The sequence below is a fragment of the Hydrogenophaga sp. PML113 genome (genome assembly GCF_001777155.1).
Taxonomy (GTDB): domain Bacteria; phylum Pseudomonadota; class Gammaproteobacteria; order Burkholderiales; family Burkholderiaceae_C; genus Hydrogenophaga; species Hydrogenophaga borbori.
On record NZ_MIYM01000008.1, the window covers coordinates 110,111 to 132,772 of the forward strand.

The window sequence follows — 22,662 nt, forward strand, 5'->3', positions numbered from 1 at the left end:
TCGAATCAGGTATGAGAGTGGAATTGGCGCATGCCGGCGATCAACGCCGGCCAGTCGGGTGCAACGTAGCCGGTGGCCATCTGGAACTTCGACGCGTCGAGTGAGCGGTCGATCACCAGCGAGGCGTCGGGCACGATTTCGATCTGGCGGCCATAGGCGGACGCTACGAGCGCCAGAAGGTCGGCCTTGGCGATGGCCCGCGTGGCCACGTGGTAGAGCCCGTGCAGGTCGGGGCGCGGCAGCACGTGGTCGCGCACGACGCGTGCAAGCTCCACGGTGGGCAGGCCCGAGAAGATGGCCCGGGTGAAGCCCTTGACGCTGCCCGACTGGGACAGGAACCAGCCGACCAGCCCGTTGGCACCACCCTCCAACTCCTCGCCAATGATGGAGGTGCGCAAAGTGATGGTGTGGGGGTAGTCGACCTCGCCCAGATGCTTCGAGCGCCCGTACAGATCGGTAGCGTCGGCCGTGTCGGTCTCCACATAGTGGCCGCGCTGGCCGGAGAAGACGCAGTCGGTGCTGACGTGGATCAGCCGAGCCTTGGCGACGTCGCACAGGCGGGCGAGCCGGTGCGGCAGCAGAGCGTTGATGGGCAGCGCGGCCAGCGGATCATTGGCCGCCGCCAATTGCTTGATGAGGCCGATGCAATTGATGACCACGTCCGGACGCACGCGCGCGAAAATCTGGCTCAGCGTGTCGGCGTTCTCCACGTCCACTCCACTGACCAGGCGATCGGCCAGCGCGGGCGGAAAGTGCCGCCGAGCCCCGCTCGAGCGCACGGTGGCCCAGGTTTGCAGGCCGGGGGTCTGTGACAGCAGGTGGAACATGGCATGGCCGAGCATGCCCGTGCCGCCCAGGATCAGTACGTTCACCGGGAGGTCTCCTGCGGGGGGGCGGTGTGTTGCATGGTCAGTTGTTTCAGGTGCTCGATCAGCTTGTCCGTGAGTGTCGGCAGGCTGAAATGCGCGGCCGCGTAACGGCTGGCATTGTCTCCCATTGCCGCACGGCGCCTGTCATCCAGCGCGTGCATGGTCTGCACGGCCTCGGCCAGTGCCGCGGCGTCGCCGGCCGGGCAGTCAAGACCGGCATCGGCCTCGCGCACCAGACGCGCACCTTCGCCGTTGATGGCCGCGATGATGGGGCGGCCCGCAGCCAGGTAGGCCTGCAGCTTGCTCGGCACGGTGTACGCGAAGATGGGTTCGTCGCGCAGAGTCAACAGCACCGCCGAGGCGGCCGCCAACAGGATGGGCATGTCGGCTGGCGCGAAGCGCCCCGGCAGCACCAGGTTGCGCAGGCCGTGTTCATGCATCTGTTGCGCCAGCCAATCGGACAGGCTGCCGCTGCCGATCAGGTAGAGGCGCACCGGGGAGCCGGCGGCCTGCAGCCGGCGTGCCGCGTCCACGACGGTATCCAGCGCCTGCGCGGTGCCCAGGTTGCCGGCGAAGGCGATGGAGAAGCCCTGGGCCATTTCGCTGGCCAGCTGGCGCGCCGCTTCGCTGGCCTGGGCCTCGAGGCCTTCCCCGGTCCAGGCGTTCGGGTAGTAGTGGATGCGTGCAGGCTCTGGCGCGATGGCAGCGATCGGTTCGCGGAATGCTTCCGAGGGGATGAGGATGCTGTCGGTGTGCCGGTAAATGAAGCGCACGACCTGGCGTATGGCCGACAGCACGCGCTGATTGCGAATGAAGCCCGTGGCGGACAGGCTTTCGGGCCAGAGATCCTGCACCCACACCGCCAGTGGCGCCCGCTTCAGCCAGGCGATGGCTATGGCCGGCAGGGCCTGCAGCAGCGGCGAGGGCGCATACACCAGCACCGCGTCGAACGACCGGCCACGCAAGGCCCAGGGGCCCAACAGGCCGGCCGAGAGAATGAATGACAGGTAGTTCAGGGCCAGACGCGCGGCGCCTCTTCCGCGTGGCGCCAGCGGCACGCGCAGTATCTCGACATCACCCCACTTTTCGCGTGTCAGCCGGGTGGCCCGATAGCCCGCGAAGACGCGGCCCTCGGGGTAGTTGGGCTGGCCCGTCAAGACGGTCACCTTCACACCCCGTTGGGCCAGCGACTGCGCCAGCGCATTGATGCCAAACACCTCGGGCCAAGCGTACTGGCTGAAGATAAGCAACCTCATGCCTGTGTCGCCATTGGCTTCTTTGGGTCCACAACAGGGTGTTTCAGGCGCGAGATCAGCAAGCCCCAAATAAAGAACGTGATGATGCCGGGATACGGCTGGCGCATGCCAACCTTTAGCATGTTCTCGAAAAGCAAAAGGTAAAGAGCCGCCATCGCGGTGCCCAGCAGCACGGGGGAGTCCCACACCGCGCTCCGTTGTCGCCATAACCAGCCGAGTGTCCCGAGCAGCAGCACAATCAAGGGCAACATGGCGATGAAGCCGAAGTTGTACAGCGCGTCGAGCCAGTAGTTGTGCGCGCTCGGGTGTAGCACACGGTCGGGCGGCGTCGCATGCCCCAGCAGAAACGCCCTCGGTGTTTCAACGATGCCCGCCGCATAGAAACGCCAGTGCGTCATGCGGGTTGCGCCAGCCGCGGGCGATGTCGTCTCCGCTCTTTCAAGGTACGGCGCCAATTTGTTGTGCCATTGCAGGGTATCCCGAGGTCCGTTTTCGTCGCTCAACGACCGCGACAGCACGCCCGTTTCGGACAAAGCGATGTAAGCCACTGCGACCACTGCGGCAAGGCCCATGGCTACGCCAGCGCGGCGGCCGATGCGAACCCGCCGTAGGTGCGTTAACGCAAAACACAACAGGCAAACCGCGGTGCCTAGCACCGCGCCCCAGGAAAGCGAAGCCACGACATAGACCATCGCTACGGGCAGCAAGATCGCCAACCCGACGCGGTACTTGAGGCTGGCACCCCACAAAGACTGGCTTGTCATCATCAACAGCGCGATGATGACCATGGGGACGTACTGGAGGTGCTGGTAAATGCTGAAGAAAAACACCTTCGGGTGCAGCAGCGTGTAGCCCTGAAGCCAGGTGGCAAGCAGTTGGGCGGGGAGGATCAGCAGCAACACCCACAGCGCGGTGCGTTCAAACACGGTGGCCGGTGTACAGGCGCCAAACATCTGACCGAGGACCAGGCCAAACATCGGCAGGAGAAACTGGGCCAGCAGAATCAGCTTGGCCCCCTGTTGCGCGGGATTGCCTTGCGCGACCGTGAGTGAGGTGGTCACGAAAAGCAGTGCCGTAAAGAACAGCACGGCCATGCTGGTGCGTGCGGCGGTGTACTTGCCCAGCAGCGCGATACCCGAAAACAGGGCCAGGATCGACAAGGGCAGCGGCAGTTTGAGGATGCTTCCGCCGGCATCGAACACGAACGCCGGGTCCCGGAACAAGCCGCCTTTGATCTGAACGAAGACGGGGACGAGCAGCAGGAACGCAATACACCATGGGACGATGCGCGATTGCGTCAAGGAGGCGCTTCGCTGCCGCAAGCCCACGCCAGCAAGGAACGCCAGGCTGAGGCATCCGCTCAATCCATACAAGCCCGCGAGCGCACCGGGTCCCAGGACGTAGAAGAGGAACGGGACGCAAGTGGCGATCAGTACATTGGCCAGCAGGTCGGGGCCGAAGACGTCATCGCCGCCAGCTTGCTGGATGAGGCGGGTCCGAATGGCCGCTGCCACGCTCATGAGTGCCCCACCCGCGATCGATAGGCCCACGGTGATCCAGAACAGGGGCGCACGGCCCATGCCGTTCAACCACGCCGGTTGCATCCACGCGACTGCGCTCAAACCCAAGCCCGCCAGCAGCATGGTGGTCGGAACCAGCAGCAGCCACTTGGGCAGCTTGTTGCTGCCATAGCGATGGGCCAGGGTGGGTGCCAAGGCCTGCCCGTAGATGGTCGGAATCAGGCCACCGATGGCGAAGGCGGTGAAGAGGTCGCCCGCCGCCGCCTTGCCGGCGAGCAACACGATCGAGATACGAAAGACATAGACGCTGGTGCCGATGATGGCCGTGGAGCCAAAGTGGGGCAGCAGAGTCTTCAGCGAGAAGCGCTCCCCGTCTTTGCTGAGGGAGAGCTGCGCCTGGCGTGTCGCGAGGAGCGGAGCAAGGGCCCAAGGCAATGCGCAGAGCGCGAGGCTCCAGTCAAGAACGAGTGGCAGCAGGCACAGCATGAACGCGCCGGACTCCGCCATGATGGTTTGGCCGGGGATGGCGAACCGATGCTTCTGCTCGTGGCGTGCCAGGCCGATCTCGCCGAACCACTCCGATGCCCGCCGAAGGATGAGCACGACGGCCAGTGCAGCGCTTGCATCGCCGACCCCAACGCTGAGCACATAGGCTGTGGCGGACAGAGGCACAAGCAGCCACAGACGCGTTCTTAGCAAGCGCGTCGCTGCCGATCCGGAACCATCGGCAAGAATCAGGTTGCGCGCGTTGGCGGAAAACGCATAGAAGAGCGCAAGCGTGGCGCCTTGGACAAGGCCGATGTTGGCAGCGATCTCCGAGTGGCCGGCGACGCCGAACACCAGGAGCAGTGCCGTCATCGAAAACGAATTCAGCAAGGCGGCCATCGGAAAGATGAGCAGCGCACGTCGCGGTGCGTTGCCAGCGGTGGGTTTACCAGCAGACTCCATCGTGTTGATTGGTTAGCGAGAGACGTGAGGCGGTTGCATCCAACGCCGCGCCATCCAGTCCGCCACGGCAATAAGCAGCACGTTCAGCAATACCGTGCCAAAGAGCAGGTGGGATTGACTTGGAACATAGCCAAAACTCGCGTACCGAAAGGCCACGACCTGGGCCAGCAAGGAGCACAGCACCCAGTTTTGACCAGCCAACCGATACGACAGGAACTCGAACAGCGCAGCCACCAGTCCGAGCAGAAAAAGCCCGGCGAACAAGAAGGCCATCGAGCCGGGGTAGTAAAAGAACGCGATGACGCCGGGAAGGGATACGAAATGGTGCTTGGTCTTGTCGATCACCGGCTCGTTATAGGGTGAATCGATGAAGTAGCGGTCGAAGAGACTGAGCTGGCCCTCTTGAAATTTTTCTTGCCATGCTTCCTTCCATAGGGACCAGCCCAGTCGCTGGGAAGAGGACACGGCCATCACGCCCTCAATGCCAACCCACCGATCAATGAACAGAGGCCCTGTCATCTTCTTCGCGCTTTCGGCAAAGTCCTTGGTGTCGTAGGCGAGCGTGGGCGTTGAGGACTTCGCCGTGGGAAGCTCGTAAATTCCCCCCAACACGCTGCTGGCGCGCAGGTAGTTGACGCTGAGCACGGACGCCGCAAACAAGGCCGCGAATGTGATCGACGCCACGGCCACGGTGCGCAGCGGCAGGCGCAGGTTCATGCCCAGCACGGTGCGCAGGCCGCCGAGCCCTAGGGCGGCGGAATTGAGGACCATGCCGCGGCTGAGCAGAGAGACATTGGACGTAAAGCACTCCATCAAAGGCGGGAAGATCGCCACCATGGACACGTTTCGCTGAAGTTCAATCTCAAACCGGATGATCAGCGCCGCCATCGAGGACAAGCCGAATTGCAGCAACCACTTGTAGATGCCGTTTAAACCAAACGGCAGCACCGTTTGCGTCACCATACCCCTCTGGTAGATGCCCAGCACGATGTTGCTGACACCGACGCCGAGCACCAGTAGCACGAACAGCGCAATGCAAGTCTTTCGGTAGGCCCGGTAGAGTTCGAACAGCCCCTGACCAGTGCATGAAAGTGGTGTCGCGGGGTAATGAAAGAACCGCTGCCTGACGAAGCTGGCCAACAGCAGACCACCAAAACCCCACGAGGCCACCGTCAGGGCATGATCAAATGCGGCGCCCGAACCGTCAAAGGCGCCGACCGATTCATGAAACTGACCCGCGGTGAAAGCCACGCGCAGCGACAGCTTCAGCCAAAAGCCCAGCCACAGGAAAATGCCGATGAAGGTGTCGAAATAGATGGCCTGGCGACGAAACCCGATGAATAGCAGCGCGTTTGCTGTCAGCGTGAACACCGCGTAGACGATCCAGTGGCCCTCGTAGTGGGTACCTGCCACAAGAGCCAGCCCCAGGCAGGCCAGGGCGAACAACGAGGCAAAAATTCGGATCATGGGTATTCAGGCTCCCGACACGGTGCAGCGCAAATGCGCTCCCTGGCGCTGTCTTCGGCCGTGATGAGAACGGATTTTACGTGGGGGGTCACTTGCTGGCGGACTGCGGCGGCGTGGTTGCGCCTATGACCTCGCTCAAGAAGGCCGCGCCGGACAACACGGGCCGCGGCGCCTGGTTCTGCCGCAAAAAGCGGCTCACGGCGCGCGCGATGGACAAAGGTGAGTTGGGGTCGAACGACTCGGCGGGTGTGACTACGTCGCGCACGTAGTCTTTCTCGGATGCGAGGATGGGCAGACCCCGTTGCGCCGCTTCAATGAGCGGAAGCCCGAACGATTCCAGCGTCGATGGGTAGATCAATGCGCGCGATCGCTGGTAACAACGCGCCATGTCGGTGGGGGCCACTGTGCCGAGGTTGGTGATCCTCAGGCCATGGCGCTCTTGCGCTTGTTGCAGATGGTGGAGCAGCGCCGTGTGTTTTTTGGGGTCCAGCGTCAGGCACAGAGAGGGGAACGCGCCCTGTGTTCCAAGCAAGGTCCACGCATCAATTAACTGACGGTGGTTCTTGTGAGGCTCGCCAGAGGCCACATAGATGAAGTCAAATTCAGGCGGCTCGACCCGGCCGGGGTCGGGCGTCGATGGGGTTTCGGTCGGGATGAACGGGAACACGCGAGCCACAACGCCGGTTTCACGCTGGAGTTCATCCGCCATGGACGCGGTCTGCACGTAGACCTGCATCGCTGCTGTGTCCAGGCGCTGAGAAAACCAGTATCTCTCCAGCCTGATGCGCCAGCGATCCCGCCAAGCAAATGCGCGCAAGTCCCGTTGTCCAAAGAGGTAGCGGTTCTGCAGAAACACGACCACCCGCCCCTTATTGCGAAACAAGGGGGGCAGGTTGCCAAAACACAGCACCGTGTCGCCGGGCTGACTGAGCCGCCGGACGCGCCTTTCGGCGTTCCATCGCCCCAGCAAAGTGGGCCGAAAGCGCTCGAGGACTAGATTCGGCGGCAGGCTCGAGGTGTCTAGCCGCGCATCAAGCAACGCAATGCTGTCCTGCGCGGCGGCGGCGTTCAGCACGGACAGCAGCAAGGTGCGTCCGCCGCCATGATGAACGTTGGGCGCGTGAACGATCAGCGTCACGCGGTCTCCTTGGGCCTGGCAAGGACCAGCAGGGTTTCCCCCCCCATCAGGCGCGCGCCCAGGTCGTGATTGACGGCGTAGACCGCCCGACGCAGCAGGCCCGCGAGCCGGGTTTTGAACGATCGGCGGGGGGCATTGAGCGAAGCGCCGGTGTAGCGGGCCTCCACGACTTCGTAGCCGCATTCCTCGAGCATGGCCAGGGCCAGCCCGCGCGTGAAGTAGTGCAGGTGACCGACTTTGCGGCGCACGTGCAACAGGGGGCGCTCGCGCAGCACGCTGATGGCCGAGAGGTCAAGCGGGATGTGGAACACGGTCCACGCAGTTCGCTCGCGCAGGCCCGCGAGAAAGGCGAAGGGATCTCCCAGGTGCTCGAGCACGTCGAGCATCAACGTCAGTTCGGGCGTAGGGCCGTCGCTGGACAGGTAATCACCCAGGGTGAAGCGGATACCATCGGCTCGGCGCTGCTCCCACAGCGCGGGCAAACCGGGGGCGATGTCGAAACCCTGCAGATCGGCCTGCGGCAGTTGGGCACGCAGCGCAGACAGCACGCCGCCCGCGCCGCAGCCCACCTCGACCACGCTGGCCGGCGCCAGGCCGTGGCGCGCCAGCAAGGCGAGGACCTGCTGGGCCTTCCAGGGCGAATCGGCGCTGTCCCAGTCGGGGTTCTGCTGCGCGTAGTCGCCTTCGGTGTAGCGGCGGGTGACGGGGTCGTGGCTCATGGGTTTCGGGCGGAGAGGCCGGAGCGCAGGACCCACAACAATCGGTGACCTGCGCGATTGAACAAGGCATTGCTTAGCAGGCGCAGCGCCCGCACGGACAGCACGCGCGACCAGGACTGGGACCATGCCGCACGCACGGAGCGGGCCGCCGCGCCCCAGCGGCCCGCTCGCAAATGCAGTTGCGCGCTGATGAGGTGCGCATGGGCCAGCGCTTGCGCTCCCTGGGCCACGATGTCTGGCGCCACGCCCGGCGTGCGCAGCAGGCTCTCGATGATGGTGACGGGCTCGGCGGCGCGTTGTGGCGTGGTGGGCGCGAACGACTGGGAATGGTCATGCACCCGGAAGCCAGCCAGCGGCCGCTCGACGTGAACGAAGCGCCCCCGCAGCCCCAGGCGCAGCCAGAAATCGTAGTCGGGCATCTGCCGCAGGGCGGGATTCCACGGGCCGGTCGCCTCATAGGCATCCCGGCGGAAGAAGGCGCCCGGTCCGGGCGGGCATACCACGTCGACGAACATGGCACGGTAGTCGTAGGGAGGTGCCTTCACCTGCCGCACGGGGCGCGACTGCGGGTCGAGCAGGTGGTAGTCGCAGTAGGTCGCCACGGCCTGCGGGTCGGCCTGCAAGGCGGCCACCGCGGCGCTCACCGCGCCCGGGGCCAGCGTGTCGTCGGCGCTCAGGTAGCCGAGGATGGAGCCTTTGGCCATGGCCCAGCCCTTTTCCAGCGTGCGCGCCTGCCCCATGTTGGCGTGCCGTTCGCGCACGAAGTCGCCGTCCATGCGCGCCAGCACCTCTGGCGTATGGTCGGTCGATCCGTCATCCAGCACGATCAACTCCAGCGGCGCGTGATCCTGCGCCAGCACGCTGCGGATCGCCTCGGCCAGGTAGTCGCCGTGGTTGTAGGCAGGGATGACGATGGATACCAATGGGGCGGACTGACTCACTTCGGGGCTCCGTGTGGCAAGACCTTCCATTCGCCAGGACGGGTTTCGACGCATTGTGGCGGCTGTGCCGTCACGGCCGGCGGCACGCGATACACCACGACATTGCCGTATTCGACGACGTGGTGCACGGGGGCCTGCGCTTGCAGCAGGCGGCCGAGCAACTCGCCGTGGGAGTCGCGCTCCACCACGATGTATCGAAAGCCGCCCGCCTGCAGGGCCGCCAGCACGTCGTTGGCCTTGCGCACGCCCTCCTTTTCGGCCCGGCTGGCCTGGCATTGCAGCTGGTCTGGACGCAGCCAGTAGCCGTAGTAGGCGGCCAAGAACACACGCTCGCCGGGCTGGCCCTCGGTGGCCAGGGCGGATAAGGGTTTGCAGGACTCGCTGGCTTTGAGGCAGCGCTCGGCTCGGTGGGTCAGCAGCAGGTAAAGATTGTGCGGGCCCGAGCGGACCTTGCTGACGGTGAAATAGAGTGCCAACGCCAGCAGGCCCAAGGCGCCCAGGCGCAGCCACCAACGCCGATCGGCCAGCGCCGCCTCCGCAGTCAGCGACGCCAGGGGCGCGAACAACAGGAGCGTGGCGAGTATGTAGCGCGGCGCGAGCACCGAGGGCCGTATGAGCGCCCAGGCCAGGGTGGACAGCAGGGCGGCCAGGGTCACGGCGATCACGGGGCTGTCGAGCAATGGCTCATCGCTGGCGCGGTGCCGCCGTACGAACCAGGTCAGTGCGGGCAGGCCCAACAACAGCAGGGAGACGCCTCCGCCCTGCATGGGGTAGTCGCCGAACACCAGCGCGTAGGGATAGGTCAGCAGGATTTCTCGAGTGACCTCGGGGCTATGCCACACCTGATTCAACCAAGCGCCTGCTTCGCCCATGCCCAGGAAGGGCGCCAGGGGTGCACCGTACAACACCCCGTTCTTGAGGCATTGGGGCAGCCAGGCCAGCGCCGCCCAGGCGCCCAGCACGAGGCCGGTGCGCAGGAGGCCGCGGGTGTCATAGGCCCGTTCCTGCCCTCGGTGCTGCCACATCAGCAGCACCAGCATGGCCACACCCAAGCTCAGCACGTACGAGAACTTGGCGACGGTGGCGCTGCCGGCCATCAAGCCGGCCCAGGCCAGGGCGCCTGTGCGCCCATTCGCCGGTGTGTCGCTCAGCAGCCAGTACAGGGCAGCCAGGCCGAAGGCAGCACCGAACAGGTCCACCTTGCCGTCGAACACGTACAGCGTGAAGCTTGACGAGGAAATCAGGATGGTCCAGGCCATCCAGCGCGCCACCAGGCCACCGCCGCAGCGGCGCACGATGCCCGAGAGGAACACCCCGCAGGCCAGCGCCACCGGCCAGACGAAGAACTTGGCGGCGGCCGTGCCTTGCCAACGCATCAGCACGGCATAGTGCAACTCTGCTGGCAGGCCGATGCTGGAGAAGGGCTCGTAGGTACCGCGCATGGGCTCGAGCACGCCGCTGCTGGCCATGATCTGCGCGTAGGCGAGGTAGAAGGCCTCGGCGTCGCCCGTGGGCGGCATGGTGAGTGCCGCCAGTGCCAGGCACAAGAAGAACAGCACCACCACCGCGGCCAGGCCGCGCATCGGCCAGTTGAGGCGCCAGACGCTGTCCCAGGCCTCGCGCAGCATCGCTTGGGCTGGTGCGAGGCGCGGGCGGCTGAGGAACAAGGCCAGCCAGCCCAGGGCCAGCGCGACACCGACCGGCACGGGTCGCAACTGGCCCATGAGACCCAGCACGGTGAACACCGCATTGAAGGCCATCAAACCCGCCAGGAACTGCGTGGCCAGGTCCACCCACGCGTCCGAGGTTTGGGTCGCTGGCCGTGCGGGACCAAGCCGGCCCAAGGCCCATTGCACGGCCCGACCCGCCCCTACGCAGGCCAGGGCGTGCGCGGTGGTGACCGGCACCGCCAGCAGCAGCGTGGCCAGGGTGACGGTGGGGTGGGCGCTCATGGTTTGTCCTCGGGGAGGCGCTCGGACGCAAGGTCCGGCGCTTCGACGTCGCGCGGCGACGCCACGGCCGGTCGCGCCAGGAAGCACAGCGCGCCGATCAGCGAAGACCCGAGCAAGGTCACCAGGTGCAGCAGCACGACGAAAGCCAAAGCCTGGGGGCCGTGCACCTGCAGCATCCCCAAGGCCGCCACGCCAAAGAACTCGTAGGTGCCCACGAAGCCGGGGGACGCCGGCACCATGGTGCCAATGGCGATCAGCAGCAGCACGAACAAGGCGTTGCCGGGTGCCAGGTCGAGACCCAGCGCGCGCGCGGTGAGCCACACCAGGGAGACCTCCAGGGTCCAGATGGCCAGTGTGAGCAGCAGGAAGCCAACGAAGCGCCCTGGGCGAAAGCCGCCCGCGATGCCCGCCAGCGCGGATTGCAGGATCTCGCGGGCGCGCCCCGCGGCGCGGTCGGGCAGGCGCCGCAGCAGCCGCGCGTGCAACCAGGGCAGGAAGCGTTCGCCCATGGTGTGAGCGGCCGTGAGTGCGGCGATGGCCGTGGCGGTGATCGCGGCCACCACCACGCCGGCCTGCTTGAGCCAGGCCGGGATCGCGGGGTAGGACAGCAAAACCAGCGACAGCAGCGCCAGCATGAACGCCAGGTCGACGGTGCGTTCAACGACCAGGGTGGCAAACACCTTGGTTCGCGACATCCGCTCGGTGCGGCCGAGCTCCAGCGCGCGGGCCAGGTCGCCAGCGCGCGCCGGCAGCACGTTGTTGAGCAGGTAGCCGATCATCAAGGCGCGAAACCCTGGCCACCAGCGCACCGGCGGATCATGCTCGACCACCAGCCGCCAGCGCTGGGCGCGCAGCGCGAAAGACGCGATCAGCAGCAGTGGCAGGGGCGCGAGCACCCAGGCGTTCGCGTGCGCGAGCGTGCGGACCACCGCCCCCAGGTCGAAGTTGCGCATCAACCAGATGATCGCGACCAGGCTCACCGCCAGGCCGGCCATGGTCAGGGCGTGTTGTCTCCAGCCTCTCATGACCTGCCTTGCCGCTGGACCAGTCCCTTGAGCAAGGACGCCATGTCGCGGGCGACCTTGGGCCAGTTCATCTGCTCCTGCACGAAGCGGCGTCCGCCGGTGCCCACGCGGCGGCGCAGGGACTCGTCGCCCAGCAAGGCGCGCAGACGCTGCGCGATGGCGGATGGGGCGGGGTCGGTGCATTGCACCAGGTGCTCGCCGTCGACCAGGGTGGCGGTACCCAGCAGATCGAGCGGCGTATTGACCACCGTCGGCACGGCCAGCAGCATGGCCTCGATGGTGGCCGTGCCCATGCCCACGTAGCGCCCGGTGAGCGAGGAGAACAGCAGGTCGGCGGCCTGCATGTGCGTGAGCACCTCGTCGTGTGGTCGCTCGCCTAGGAACTCGACGCGCTCGCCCAATCCCAGGCTGTCCGCCAGGCGCGGCGCCTCGTCGTAGTAGACGTGACCCACGATGCGCAGCTTCAGCGTGGGGAACTCGGGCGCCAGTTCGGCGAAGGCCTTGACCAGGGGCACGAAGCTGCGCTGTTCGCTGACCGCGCCCACACCGAGTATGAGGCCCCGGTACGCGTGGTCATTGGAATGCTGCGCCAGCGCCGCGCTGTCGCCCGCCACGCCGTAGTTGACGATGTGCGTCTTGTGCAGCACGCGCTCGCCCTGCACGTCCGACAGGTACTGGCGGATCTGCGTGTCCCAGGCCACCACCGCGTCGCAGAACGGAAACACGCCCCGCCCGCAGATGAGCCGGTCGAGGCGGTTGAGCAGGCGGTCGCGGCGCGGGTTGAGCGACTGCAGCTGCGTGCCGACCGAGCAAACCAGTGGTGCGCGCACACGCCAGGCGGCGAATGCGGCGGGAAATGCGATGTCCAGGTAGTGGTTCACCAGCAGCACCGCATCGGCCTGGAAGCGGCGGGCGATGCGCGCCAGCCGCCACCAGTTGAGCGGGTTGGGGGCACACAGCTGGTAGTGCTTGAAGAAGCCGGCCAGCGGCAGGCGCCAGGCCGGCAGGCGATGCACGGACAGCCCGTCCTCGACGGCGTGCGACGGCGAGGCGCCCAGCGTGACGATCTCCACCGCATGTCCCTGGCGCTGCAGTTCGGTGGCCAGGTTCTGCGTGTAGAAAGCGGTGCCGGTGCGCATCGGCGGATACATGCCGCCCACCACGAGGATCCTCATGCCACGGGTCTTTCCCGCGCGGGCACGCCGGCGACCACGGCCCCGGCTGGCACGTCGCGCACCACTGCGCTGCCCAATCCCACGAGCGCAGCTTCGCCGATGCGGATGTCTTCGCGCACATTGCAGCCGCAGCCCAGGTAGGCGGCCCGTCCCACGTGCACACGGCCGGAGAGGTTGACGCCGCTGGCCAGGATGCCGAAGTCTTCGACGCACACGCCGTGGTTGAGCACGCAGTTGGCCAACACCGTCACGTGGCGGCCAAGTCGTACGTGAGCCAGGAGCACCACGTTCGGGTAGACGATGCAAGCTTCTCCGATCTCGGCGCTGCCGGCCACGACAGCGCGCGGGTGCACCAGGCTGGCAAAGGGCAGGTCCGCCAGTCCCTTGGCTTGCAGCAGTGCCTCGCGACGCGTGTTGCTGCGCGGGCTACCCAGGCAATCGACCAGGCGACCGTTGCCCAGCAACTGCGGTGCGTCGCCCAAGCCGCCGAGCACTGGTACGCCGAAGCGCGACGAGCCGCGCGCCAGGGCGTCGTCGAGCAGGCCGCGCACGCGGTAGCGCGGGGCTTCGCGGTTGATGTCGTCGACGATGGCGAGCACGTCGGCACTGGTGCCGCCGCCGCCCACCAGCACGAGGTCGATCAGGTCATCAGATGGCATTGCTGCGGTACCAGTCGGCCGTCCGGCGAATGCCTTCCTCCAGGTCGACCTTGGCCTTGAAGCCCAGCAGCTCCGCGGCCTTGCGGGTCTCGGGGATGCGCAGTTCGATGTCGGCCGACAGCGGGGGCTTGAACACGATCTCGGACCGCGAGCCGAGCACGCGGCAGACGGCCTCCGCGAGGCCGAAGATGGTGGTCACGGCGCGCGCATTGCCGACGTTGAAGGATTCACCGATGGCCTCGGGCCGCTCCAGCGCGAGCATCAGGGCATCGACCATGTCGTCGACGAAACACCAGGCGCGGATCTGAGAGCCGTCACCGTAGATGGAGATAGGCTCGTTGCGCAGCGCCTTGCGAATGAAGATCTGGATCGCGCCCTCCCCGGTCTGGCCCGGGCCATAGATGTTGAAGGGCCGCAGCGTGACCACGGGCATGCCGTGCTCGCGGAAGTAGGCGTGCGCCAGGTGCTCGCCGGCGAGCTTGCTGACCGCATACACCCAGCGCGCCTCGCCGGCCGAGCCGGCGACGGCGTGGTTCTCTTCCGTCACGCGGTAGGCCATGCTGCCGAAGACCTCGGAGGTCGAAAACTCGATCACACGGTCCTTCACGCCCGCTTCCTGCGCCGCGCGCAGCACGTTGGCGGTGCCGATCATGTTCACTTCCATGGTCTTCACGGGCGACTTGATCACGGTGTCGATGCCGGCGATGGCGGCCGCGTGCACCACGATGTCGGCACCCGTGACCACCCGTTTCACCGACGCGGGGTCGAGGATGTCGCCCTGCACCAGCGACACGTTGGGGTGCTGTGCGCCACCGGTGTGCTGGATCGTGTTGCGCGCCAGGTTGTCGAACAGCGTCACGCGGTTGCGGTCGGCCAGGCGGCCGGCCAGGGTGGAGCCGATGAAGCCGGCGCCGCCGGTGATGACGATGTGTTTTCCCTCGATGGCCATGCTGGTCTTTCTAAAGCGAGCGTTGGCGGGCCAGGGCCCGCATGATTTGTGAAACTTGGTGGCGATCGGCAGCGTCCGTGCCCAGCGCCACGGCCAGGCCCAGACACAGGCACCACAGGGCGCCCTTGCTGGCCAGTGCGACCGGGTCCCACAGCGTGGGGGTGGCCGGCCAGGCCATGCCCATGAGCACCAGCGCCACAACCAGTGCCAGCGAGAAGGCGATTCTGGGCGCCCGGTAAGGCACGGTGAACCAGGGACGACCCAAGACCAGGTAACCTGCAAAAACGAAAGCGGGCGCGATCGTAGCAGCGAGGGCTGCGCCGAGCAGCCCGAACCAGTGCGTGAGCAGCAGCGCGGCGGCCAGGTTGACCAGCGCGCCTGCCACGTTCAAGAAGGCCACGCGGCCGGTGCGCTCTCCCAGGAACAGGCCGGGTGCGAAGACGTAGAGCGTCGAGAACATGGCGCCCAGCGTCAACAGAGGCAGCACCGCGCTGCCTCCATGAAAGGCTGGACCGGTCAGCGTGCCCATGATCGGCCCTGACAGCAGGGCGATGCCGCCCACAAGTGCCACCATGGCCACCAGATACCAGCGGCAGATGCGTCCGAGCGTGACCGCCGTGCCGGGTTCGCGCCAGTGGCGAAACACCAATGGCGACAGAGCGGCCTGCAGGCCCACGGCCAGGATCGACACGACCGAGGCGAAGCGCGCCGTGACCCCGTAGACGCCCAGGGCCTCCAGCCCCAGCAGTTCGCGCACCACGATGCGGTCGATGAACAGATTGCCGAACACCGCCGCGCCCGACAGCACCAGGGGCAGCGAGTAGCGCAGCATGGTGCGCAGCCGATGCACGTCGAACACGCGTGACAGCAGGCCGCCTGCGCGCGATAGCGACACCCCCGCCCCCAGCAGTGCGCCGGCCAGCTGTCCCCAGAACACGCCGGCAACGCCCAGGTCCTGCACCGTCACCAGCCAGATGCCCACCAGCGCGCTGCCCAGCGCATAGGCCATGGCGGCGGCGACATAGGAGCCGGGCCGAAACTGCCAACGCAACAGGTCCTGCACGATCACGAACACGCCGTTGACGGCGATCGCGCAGGCGGCCAGTACAAGGGTCTGAGGCGGAGCCTGCCCCGCGAGCAGCCACTGGGCCAGTCCGTCGGCGAAGGCGGTGACAGCCAGCGCGAAAACGGCATAGGCCAACGCGGCAAAAGCGACCGCCGTGCTGGCCAGTGCGCGCCGGGCGGACTCATCGGGCGCGTCGGCGATGTAGCGCGCCATGCCTTGCGATATCTCGAGCGCGATCGTCAGGTTCACCAGCGCGCCCGCGATGGCGACGGTTTCCACGACCCCGTACTCGCCCGAGCCCAGCGCCCGCGAGTACACAGGGATCAGAAAGATCTGGAGCCCCCGGACAAGCAGGGTCGAGAGGCCGTAGAGGAGGGTGTCCCGGCCGAGTCGCTGCAGGCCCATCGTGGTCCGTTCAGTTCCGCGTCTCGCGCACGAACGTCATCAGCATGTCGCGCAGCGCTGGGTTGTGCTCAAGCAACAGGGCTTGTTCACCGTGTCGGGCGACGATTGCCTGCACGATGGCGCGGATGCGGTCGCCGGACAGGCCGCCACCCAAGTGATATAGGTTGCGATGTGGGTCGTTCCACCACGACTCGGGAGCACGGCATTCGAGCAATTGCAGGTACTTCGCCGCCACGCTTCTCGGGGTCCAGGCCTCTAGCACGAATCGGCGCATCTCCTCACCTACCTGGCGCCGGTACTCCGCATCCACCACCAGCCTTTCGATCGTGGCCTGCATCTGGTCGGGCGTGGTGAAGCAGGTCGGCGGAATGGTTTCTGGGGGCATGTCACGGCGCACATTGGCCGCGTAGTAGCCCCCCATGACCACCGGCTTGCCGAAGCGGGCCGATTCCGTCGCAAAGCCCGCCATGGGGGTGTCCGCCCACTGGCCATCCACCACGAAGTCGCAGGCCTGAAGTTCCTCCAGTACGCGCAGGTGCGGTTGCCCAGTCATGACGATGAAGTCGATGGGCAGGCCCCGTTCGATCAGCTCTTCGATAAGGCGGCGCGTGATGCGGGTGCCGCGGCCGACCATGTCGGAGGTCGCGTGCAGGATGCGCACACGGCCGTCGGGCGTGCGTGGCTCGGGCAAGTGTGTGTCCGGGGGCGAGAACGGAATGCCCACAGCCGCAAAGTTGACGAATGGCTTGTCCAGCAGTTGAGCGAACCCGGGGCCACAAACCACGGTGTGCGCATGGCGTTCGATCCATCGCACGTCGCGGTGGCGAACCGCGGTCGCGGACACATAGGCATCGATGAGCTCGTCGTCGAGCGGCGGCGGGTCGAGGTCGTTCTGCCGCGTGGCGGCGTGTCGCTCCTGGTAGAACGATCCGTCGAGGTAGGCGGGGCGCGCGTCGGTGCCATGCAGCACATAGATGACCCGGCGTCCCAGCCAGCGCAGCACAGGCAGGTCCCAGAACCTGAAAAAACTGGAGCCGCCGCCCATGATGAAGACATCAAAACGCCGCACCGCCCACACGAACAGGATCACCCGTGTGAGCGTCACTGGCACCAGCCAGGCCCGGCGCCGCCAGTGCGCCGCTTCGGGCACCGCTACGCGCCGCTTGACGAAGAAACGCGCCAGGCGTGCCGGCCAACCCATGTCCTGCGCTTCGTCGTAGGCGAACCGGTGGGCCTGGATGGGGATGTGCACGCACTCGATACCCAGTTCTGTAAATCCTTTGCGCAATTGGGCGTAGTAGCCGGATACCTCGGTCAACCCCAGGAAGATGCGCGGAGCGCGCTGGTGCGTGGACGGAGAACGGCTCATCGCTGTGTGCTCTCCGATCGTGCGTCGTCTCGCGGGGGGACGTCGTCGTCCATGACCAACTGCACGCGCTCACCTTCGCGGGTGATCGTGCGCCCGATGCGGCGTGCTGGCACCCCAGCCACGATGGTGTTGCTGGGCACGTCGGAAGTCACGACCGCTCCGGCCCCAACCACGCAGGCATTGCCGATCGTCACGCCTTTCAGAATCACGGCGTGCGAGCCGATGAAGCAGTGATCGCCGATCGACACGGGGGCGTAGTCATAGGGCTCCACGCCGCCCGACAGGCACCAGCGCACCGAGTCGTGCGTGAGGATCTGCGTGCCGACCGAGATGGAACAGTGCCGGCCGATGCGGATGCCCGCCGTGCCATCGATGGAGCAGAAGGGTCCGATCCAGGTGTGGGCTCCGATGTCGACTTTGCCCGCCAGCGTCGTGGAGTTGTAGATGGTCACACCGTCTTCGCCGCTCCAATACTTGCCGCGCTCCTTCCACTCGAAGAGGTCTTCGTAGAAGGGGTTGATGCGCTGGTAGGTGGCGTGTGTGTGATCGCGCAGTTTGCCGTGCAGCGAGCGCAGCGTGTCGAGCAGCCGCTTTTCCTCGTCGCTCAGGTCCATGCCATGTCTCCTTCCAGATCCATTGCCGGGCTGTGCTTCAGCGCATGTTGGGCCGCTTCGGCGAGGCTCATGCCTCCCAAACGGGCCCGCGCCATCACCTGGCCCACCTTCACGCCGGCGGCGAACAAGTCCATTACCGAATAGGGCCCCAACTCGGATGGCATGTACGACATGAAACCGGGGGGAGCCATGCGTTCCGGGTAGACCGAGATGCCGTGGGCCTCCAGGTGGTCGCGGTCCACGCGGCCGGACACCACGCCAACGCCCGTGGTGTTGGCGGCAACGAGTTGCTGCGTATCGATCAGGCCTGAGGGTCCCACCAGAAGCCGGTGGTCCGCGTGTTCGGCAACGATGATGTAGGTGGCCCACTGCGCGGCTTGCGCGGCCTCGGCCGGTGAGCAAGTGGGCGCGATGCGCCGGCACGCGATCCCGAGGCGCTGGAAGCCGTCTTCCATGGGTTGTGCCAGCGTGTACTGATCGCCTATGACGAGGATGCGGTCATCCGCTACCGAGGCCTTGTGGCTCATGGCGAGGTGCATGGCGGTGAGAAAGCTGTAAGGCCGCAGATCACAGGGTGCCTCGTGTTCGTTGGTGCCCATGATGAGGATGCCGCGCTGCCGCGCGACATCGAGGTCGATCTCGCCGGGACGTAGCTCCCATGGCTCCCACATCAGGGGCAGCACGGCGGTGGGCTTCATGCGGTTCAGGAACGCCGCGTCGAAGGGGCGCAGGTGCCCGCTGTTGGTGACGATGTCGGCGGCGGCGATGTCGTGGTCCGATAGGCTGGTGCGGAACTCCCAGCGTTCATCGAGCCCTGCCGCGGCATAGACCGCCCGCATGGAGGCTTCGACTTCCTGCGTGCTGGCGTACCGGCTGTTGCGGCAATAGGCGATCACGCGTTCGGCGCCGCCGAGCAACGCCATCATGGGGTTGAACAGGTACGTGCCTGAGGCCGCTTCGGTCAGGATGGTGAGGCCACGGCAGTCGATGTCGTATTTCTGTACGAGCTGCTGCGCATACTTTTTCGCGCGCGCGGGTGGAATGGGCATGGGCGGGGCAGGGATCAACGAAGCAGGGAGGACAGCCAGGTGCGCGCGCCATCGCCGTCGAACCGCAGTCGCCGCAAGGCATTCGGGTCGCCGGCGTGCGGGCGGGACGCGCCGTAGCGATCAAGGCTCTCAGCGTTCAGGAACAGATGAATGGGGTGGAAGTTGTAGACACGCAGTCCACCACCGCTTGCGAGAAGCTCGGTGTCCAGATGGAAGCTCACCGCTGACATGGCGCGCTGGAACAGAAGGCCATCGTCCGCGAAATGCACCGGCGCTTCCACCAGGCCATTGAGCTGGCGAAAGGGGTGGATGTTCGCATCGCCGAACATGAGGTAGTTGCTCAGGTGCGTGACGCCAGCTTCTCGGTAGAGCTCCAGCCAGCGCCCGGAGGTGGTCATGGCGTGGCTGCGCAGCACCTTGGCCTCGGGCACTACGCGTGCCAGGTCCATCACGATGTCGCGGGCCGAGCGCAGTGCCTCGCCACTGAGCAAGGGGTCGAAGTTGGGATGCAGCCCCAACTCGAACAGGGGATTGGCCCGCAGACGCGCCAGCAAGGGTGTGTCGTGCGTGACGAAAAAGCACGCCTTGATGGCCGCCCGCTCTATCAGGTCGATGGTGTCTTCGAGCACGGCGTCGTGCGCCCAGTCGATGTCGATAGACAGCACGCGCTTGCCAGTCCAACTGCTCGCTCGCGCGGGATCAATGTCGCGGAAGTGGATGAACTCAGCCATCGGAATACGCCAGGCCGATACCGTCGCGGCCGAATCGGTTGCCGTTGTAGAGCATGTAGAGCCGATCGCCGTGACGGATCACCTCCATCTTGTCGATCGCTTCGCTGTCCCATCCGCTCTCGCTCACTGGCAGGCAGTGGTCCGCTTGGCGCGTCCAGGTCACCCCGTCCAGGCTTTCCGCGTAGCCGCATCGGTAGCCGACATCGCGTCGTTTGACGGGGAACCACGCACGGTAGCGGCCGTGGTGCTCGTCGATGGTCATGCGCGAGATGTTCGTCTCGTCGTCTTGCAGCGGCAACGCCACTTCACCCGAGCGTGTCCACTCGATGCCGTCTCGCGAGCGGGCGATCTTGATGTCGTACCAGGAGATAGCCCCGCCCGCGGTGAACTCGAACTTGAAGCCGGAGAGGTAGTACATCAACCACTCGGGGCCTTGGCGGATGACGGTGCCACCAGACACCATCCAGGGGTCGAAACGGCTGCGTTGCAGGATGGGCGCGGGGGAGTGTTTGCTGAACGTCTGTCCACCATCCCGGCTGATGGCCAGGCCGATGGCAGCATAAAACAACGGATCTTTCTTGCCTGTGTTCCAGCCCAGGTAGTAAAGGTAGAGGTCGCCGTTGTCGGCGCGCGCGATACTGCAGGCCTGTACACCGTGGTCGTCGAAGTGCCCCCAATCGCCAGGCACCAGCACCGGTTCGCGCGCGGGGTTCGACGTCACTCCGGTCGCCAGGTCGATGTCGAAGTGGCCCACATGGGCGCGGTTGTTCTCATCGCGCGAACTGAAAAAGATGCGATACCGGCTACCGCCGAGCGGTAAACGCGTGGGCAGCGCCGCATGGCTGGCCTGCCAGGGCAGTGTGGAATCGGGCCGGTAGATCAGCCCTTGCTTGGTCCATTGCATGGCGCTTGCGCCTTCCTTCCTGTCAGGAGCGGCCGTACAGGTAATTCGACACCCCCTGAACCTGCCCACCCACCATTTCGTGAATGCGGTGAACGGCCAGTTGGCGATAGCCGAAGCGACGCATGTGGGCGCTCAAGCGTGGCTCGAGCGCGTCCTCGGTTTCGATCAGCACTTGGCGCAGTCCGCCCGATTGCAGGAGTCCCTGGGCACCCTCGAGCACAGCAAACTCGGCGCCGTCCACGTCCACCTTGAGGTAGTCAGGGTGGGGCAGGCCATAGCGCTCGATTAGCGAGTCGAGGGCGTCGGCCAGGCAGGGCTGCGCGTACATCACACCGCGTTCCACCAGGCCAGCGCGTTGATCGGCACCACTGAACTTTCCATGTGCGCCCTCGTAGGGCAGATCCGGCGAGACCAGTTCGATCAGTGCGGGCCGGTCGGACAGAGCCAACTGCAAAGCGGTGAAGGGGCGTTGAATCCGATCCTGGTTCAGCACGCGGTTCTTGCTCATAAGGCCAAAGTTGAGCGCGTCCGGCTCGAAGGCCACCACCGTGCTGGCGCGCGCGATGGCTGCATACAGGGCGAACAGGCCGTTTGATGCGCCCACGTCGTAGAAGCAGGCGCCTGCGGGAAAGGCATCCATCCAGGCAATGGTGTCTGGCTCGATGTCGAAGAAGCGCTCGGCGACGATGGCCGACAGCCTGTTCGGCGTGGCCAGGCGCATCGACCCGGTCGGCAGGGAAACTTCCATGTCCTGCGTCAAGGCGGGGCCGCGCAGGAGGTCGACGGGGTCATGGGCTCGCAGGCCCAGGGCGTCAAGCCGTTGGGACATCGCTCGCCAGGCCAGCCCGGCCACGAGGATGCGGCTGAAGCTGTGCTGCCGCTCGAGCGCTTGCTCGGCCGAGCAGATGGTGATGCCCTCGTGCATGCCGCCGGCCTTTCCGTCATCGATGATGCAGATGACGGGGAGGTCGGGCCGCTCGCGCTTCAGGGTGTCGAACACGAACCGGCCGACAGCACCAAAGCCGTAGAGCGCGATCGGCCCGGGAGGAATGGCGCGCAGGTCGGTGATCATGCGAAGGCGGCCTTGAGCTGCTCCGGCGTCGGAAAGTCCGGCGTGACCAGTTCCTGCTCGGGGCGGTAGACGGCGTAGGGGTGAGGCATGCCGCGATCGATGAAAGTCGACTCAGCGGCGTCGTTGTATCGCACGTGGATCGACCATCGGATGGCCTGCGTCACGTTGTTGCCCGAGCGGTGCACGGCGAAAGCCGAGAACACCACGAGATCGCCGGCCTTGACTTCGACCGGAACGAAGGCCTCGGCTGGCGCGACCGAGTTGGGAATGTGCCGATACCAGGTGTCTTTCTCGGTGGGGGCCAGGCCCTGCAGGTGGCTGCCGGGGATGAATTCGATGGCGCCCAGGCTCACGTCGATGTCGACGAGTGGTACCCAGATCACCACCGAATTGAGGCTGCCCTGCATGCTGCGCCAGTCCTGATGAGACGGCGTTTTGTAGTGTCCTTCGATCTTGGCCAAGTGGCGCGAGTTGAAGTAGATGATGGGCTTCACGCACACGATGGGCATGGCCAGACCCAGGCGCTGCAGCAGCTGGGTGATCCGCTCGGATACAACGAAGCGGTGCATGCCAAGGATGTGCTGCGCCGCGCGAGCGGCGCCAATGAAGTCCTGGTAGTTGGCGTTGAACAGCGCATAGAGTGCGTCTGCGAATCCCTGCTCGCCGTGGCCCTGTTCCACGATGCGGTTCTTGCCAAACATTTGCCGAAACACGGCCTGGGCTTCCTGGCGGATCGCGTTGACCTCCGCCGGGTCGACGGCATTGGGAAGGCAAACGAACCCGTCGCGCTTGTAGGTATCGATGATGTCCATGGGGCGTGTGAGGACCGGGGTC

At 65.9% G+C, this 22,662-nt stretch carries 20 protein-coding genes; all 20 read right to left on the reverse strand.

The features are described 5' to 3' along the window. Positions 1 to 5: 5 nt before the first annotated feature. The 20 genes from BHU06_RS16060 to BHU06_RS16155 all read right to left on the reverse strand — a co-directional run bounded on the left by BHU06_RS16060 (position 6) and on the right by BHU06_RS16155 (position 22,640). Positions 6 to 872 carry an SDR family oxidoreductase gene (locus tag BHU06_RS16060; protein WP_070400215.1) on the reverse strand — a complete coding sequence of 289 codons (867 nt, stop codon included), beginning with the start codon at positions 870 to 872 and terminating at the stop codon, positions 6 to 8. Next, complete coding sequence (locus tag BHU06_RS16065) at positions 869 to 2,125, reverse strand: glycosyltransferase family 4 protein (protein WP_070400216.1); 1,257 nt, start codon at positions 2,123 to 2,125, stop codon at positions 869 to 871. Before BHU06_RS16065 ends, BHU06_RS16060 begins: the two co-directional genes overlap by 4 nt. Beyond that, complete coding sequence (locus BHU06_RS16070; RefSeq protein ID WP_175442872.1) at positions 2,122 to 4,593, reverse strand: hypothetical protein; 2,472 nt, start codon at positions 4,591 to 4,593, stop codon at positions 2,122 to 2,124. The genes BHU06_RS16065 and BHU06_RS16070 overlap by 4 nt, the downstream gene beginning before the upstream one ends. Positions 4,594 to 4,605: 12 nt before the next feature. Next, positions 4,606 to 6,060: a hypothetical protein gene (locus BHU06_RS16075; RefSeq protein ID WP_070400218.1), complete on the reverse strand. Its 1,455-nt coding sequence runs from the start codon at positions 6,058 to 6,060 to the stop codon at positions 4,606 to 4,608. An 88-nt stretch (positions 6,061 to 6,148) separates the two neighbouring features. Next, positions 6,149 to 7,198 carry a glycosyltransferase gene (locus tag BHU06_RS16080; RefSeq protein ID WP_070400219.1) on the reverse strand — a complete coding sequence of 350 codons (1,050 nt, stop codon included), beginning with the start codon at positions 7,196 to 7,198 and terminating at the stop codon, positions 6,149 to 6,151. Next, a complete protein-coding gene (locus BHU06_RS16085) occupies positions 7,195 to 7,917 on the reverse strand; it encodes a bifunctional 2-polyprenyl-6-hydroxyphenol methylase/3-demethylubiquinol 3-O-methyltransferase UbiG (protein WP_070400220.1) in 723 nt (240 codons plus the stop codon). The genes BHU06_RS16080 and BHU06_RS16085 overlap by 4 nt, the downstream gene beginning before the upstream one ends. Further along, the gene (locus BHU06_RS16090) at positions 7,914 to 8,858 is read right to left on the reverse strand and encodes a glycosyltransferase (protein ID WP_175442873.1); all 945 of its coding nucleotides are present in this window, start codon (positions 8,856 to 8,858) and stop codon (positions 7,914 to 7,916) included. The genes BHU06_RS16085 and BHU06_RS16090 overlap by 4 nt, the downstream gene beginning before the upstream one ends. Then, positions 8,855 to 10,810, reverse strand: coding sequence for a hypothetical protein (locus BHU06_RS22870; protein ID WP_070400222.1), 1,956 nt, complete (start codon positions 10,808 to 10,810; stop codon positions 8,855 to 8,857). The genes BHU06_RS16090 and BHU06_RS22870 overlap by 4 nt, the downstream gene beginning before the upstream one ends. After that, positions 10,807 to 11,805 (reverse strand): lysylphosphatidylglycerol synthase transmembrane domain-containing protein, encoded by a 999-nt coding sequence (locus tag BHU06_RS16100; RefSeq protein ID WP_070400223.1) that lies wholly within the window; start codon positions 11,803 to 11,805, stop codon positions 10,807 to 10,809. Before BHU06_RS16100 ends, BHU06_RS22870 begins: the two co-directional genes overlap by 4 nt. A gap of 26 nt (positions 11,806 to 11,831) precedes the next feature. Then, complete coding sequence (locus BHU06_RS16105; RefSeq protein WP_083293275.1) at positions 11,832 to 13,010, reverse strand: glycosyltransferase family 4 protein; 1,179 nt, start codon at positions 13,008 to 13,010, stop codon at positions 11,832 to 11,834. Beyond that, positions 13,007 to 13,669 carry an acetyltransferase gene (locus BHU06_RS16110; RefSeq protein ID WP_083293276.1) on the reverse strand — a complete coding sequence of 221 codons (663 nt, stop codon included), beginning with the start codon at positions 13,667 to 13,669 and terminating at the stop codon, positions 13,007 to 13,009. The genes BHU06_RS16105 and BHU06_RS16110 overlap by 4 nt, the downstream gene beginning before the upstream one ends. Next, positions 13,659 to 14,618, reverse strand: coding sequence for an NAD(P)-dependent oxidoreductase (locus tag BHU06_RS16115; protein WP_070400225.1), 960 nt, complete (start codon positions 14,616 to 14,618; stop codon positions 13,659 to 13,661). Before BHU06_RS16115 ends, BHU06_RS16110 begins: the two co-directional genes overlap by 11 nt. A 10-nt stretch (positions 14,619 to 14,628) precedes the next feature. Then, entirely contained in the window at positions 14,629 to 16,089 is a 1,461-nt protein-coding gene (locus tag BHU06_RS16120) for an oligosaccharide flippase family protein (RefSeq protein WP_070400226.1), read from the reverse strand. Between the two features lie 10 nt (positions 16,090 to 16,099). After that, positions 16,100 to 17,458, reverse strand: coding sequence for a glycosyltransferase family 4 protein (locus BHU06_RS16125; protein WP_139147090.1), 1,359 nt, complete (start codon positions 17,456 to 17,458; stop codon positions 16,100 to 16,102). Further along, positions 17,455 to 18,072, reverse strand: a complete 618-nt coding sequence (locus BHU06_RS23150; protein ID WP_070400228.1) for a DapH/DapD/GlmU-related protein — start codon at positions 18,070 to 18,072, stop codon at positions 17,455 to 17,457. The genes BHU06_RS16125 and BHU06_RS23150 overlap by 4 nt, the downstream gene beginning before the upstream one ends. After that, on the reverse strand, positions 18,063 to 19,121 hold the full coding sequence (locus tag BHU06_RS16135) for a hypothetical protein (protein WP_070400229.1): 1,059 nt from the start codon (positions 19,119 to 19,121) through the stop codon (positions 18,063 to 18,065). Before BHU06_RS16135 ends, BHU06_RS23150 begins: the two co-directional genes overlap by 10 nt. Before the next feature lie 14 nt (positions 19,122 to 19,135). Further along, positions 19,136 to 19,852, reverse strand: a complete 717-nt coding sequence (locus BHU06_RS16140) for a hypothetical protein (RefSeq protein ID WP_070400230.1) — start codon at positions 19,850 to 19,852, stop codon at positions 19,136 to 19,138. Beyond that, on the reverse strand, positions 19,845 to 20,756 hold the full coding sequence (locus tag BHU06_RS16145) for a hypothetical protein (RefSeq protein WP_070400231.1): 912 nt from the start codon (positions 20,754 to 20,756) through the stop codon (positions 19,845 to 19,847). The genes BHU06_RS16140 and BHU06_RS16145 overlap by 8 nt, the downstream gene beginning before the upstream one ends. 22 nt (positions 20,757 to 20,778) lie before the next feature. Then, the gene (locus BHU06_RS16150; RefSeq protein ID WP_070400232.1) at positions 20,779 to 21,828 is read right to left on the reverse strand and encodes an FkbM family methyltransferase; all 1,050 of its coding nucleotides are present in this window, start codon (positions 21,826 to 21,828) and stop codon (positions 20,779 to 20,781) included. Beyond that, entirely contained in the window at positions 21,825 to 22,640 is an 816-nt protein-coding gene (locus BHU06_RS16155; protein ID WP_070400233.1) for a phytanoyl-CoA dioxygenase family protein, read from the reverse strand. Before BHU06_RS16155 ends, BHU06_RS16150 begins: the two co-directional genes overlap by 4 nt. Positions 22,641 to 22,662: the final 22 nt, after the last annotated feature.

What these genes read in the sequence shown, in the direction of transcription:
- BHU06_RS16155 (WP_070400233.1), bottom strand. Translation starts at nt 22,640, where the DNA reads ATGGACATCATCGATACCTACAAGCGCGACGGGTTCGTTTGCCTTCCC.
- BHU06_RS16135 (WP_070400229.1), bottom strand. Translation starts at nt 19,121, where the DNA reads ATGCCCATTCCACCCGCGCGCGCGAAAAAGTATGCGCAGCAGCTCGTA.
- BHU06_RS16125 (WP_139147090.1), bottom strand. Translation starts at nt 17,458, where the DNA reads ATGAGCCGTTCTCCGTCCACGCACCAGCGCGCTCCGCGCATCTTCCTG.
- BHU06_RS16150 (WP_070400232.1), bottom strand. Translation starts at nt 21,828, where the DNA reads ATGATCACCGACCTGCGCGCCATTCCTCCCGGGCCGATCGCGCTCTAC.
- BHU06_RS16110 (WP_083293276.1), bottom strand. Translation starts at nt 13,669, where the DNA reads ATGCCATCTGATGACCTGATCGACCTCGTGCTGGTGGGCGGCGGCGGC.
- BHU06_RS23150 (WP_070400228.1), bottom strand. Translation starts at nt 18,072, where the DNA reads ATGGACCTGAGCGACGAGGAAAAGCGGCTGCTCGACACGCTGCGCTCG.
- BHU06_RS16145 (WP_070400231.1), bottom strand. Translation starts at nt 20,756, where the DNA reads ATGCAATGGACCAAGCAAGGGCTGATCTACCGGCCCGATTCCACACTG.
- BHU06_RS16115 (WP_070400225.1), bottom strand. Translation starts at nt 14,618, where the DNA reads ATGGCCATCGAGGGAAAACACATCGTCATCACCGGCGGCGCCGGCTTC.
- BHU06_RS22870 (WP_070400222.1), bottom strand. Translation starts at nt 10,810, where the DNA reads ATGAGCGCCCACCCCACCGTCACCCTGGCCACGCTGCTGCTGGCGGTG.
- BHU06_RS16105 (WP_083293275.1), bottom strand. Translation starts at nt 13,010, where the DNA reads ATGAGGATCCTCGTGGTGGGCGGCATGTATCCGCCGATGCGCACCGGC.
- BHU06_RS16065 (WP_070400216.1), bottom strand. Translation starts at nt 2,125, where the DNA reads ATGAGGTTGCTTATCTTCAGCCAGTACGCTTGGCCCGAGGTGTTTGGC.
- BHU06_RS16140 (WP_070400230.1), bottom strand. Translation starts at nt 19,852, where the DNA reads ATGGCTGAGTTCATCCACTTCCGCGACATTGATCCCGCGCGAGCGAGC.
- BHU06_RS16120 (WP_070400226.1), bottom strand. Translation starts at nt 16,089, where the DNA reads ATGGGCCTGCAGCGACTCGGCCGGGACACCCTCCTCTACGGCCTCTCG.
- BHU06_RS16100 (WP_070400223.1), bottom strand. Translation starts at nt 11,805, where the DNA reads ATGGCCGGCCTGGCGGTGAGCCTGGTCGCGATCATCTGGTTGATGCGC.
- BHU06_RS16085 (WP_070400220.1), bottom strand. Translation starts at nt 7,917, where the DNA reads ATGAGCCACGACCCCGTCACCCGCCGCTACACCGAAGGCGACTACGCG.
- BHU06_RS16070 (WP_175442872.1), bottom strand. Translation starts at nt 4,593, where the DNA reads ATGGAGTCTGCTGGTAAACCCACCGCTGGCAACGCACCGCGACGTGCG.
- BHU06_RS16075 (WP_070400218.1), bottom strand. Translation starts at nt 6,060, where the DNA reads ATGATCCGAATTTTTGCCTCGTTGTTCGCCCTGGCCTGCCTGGGGCTG.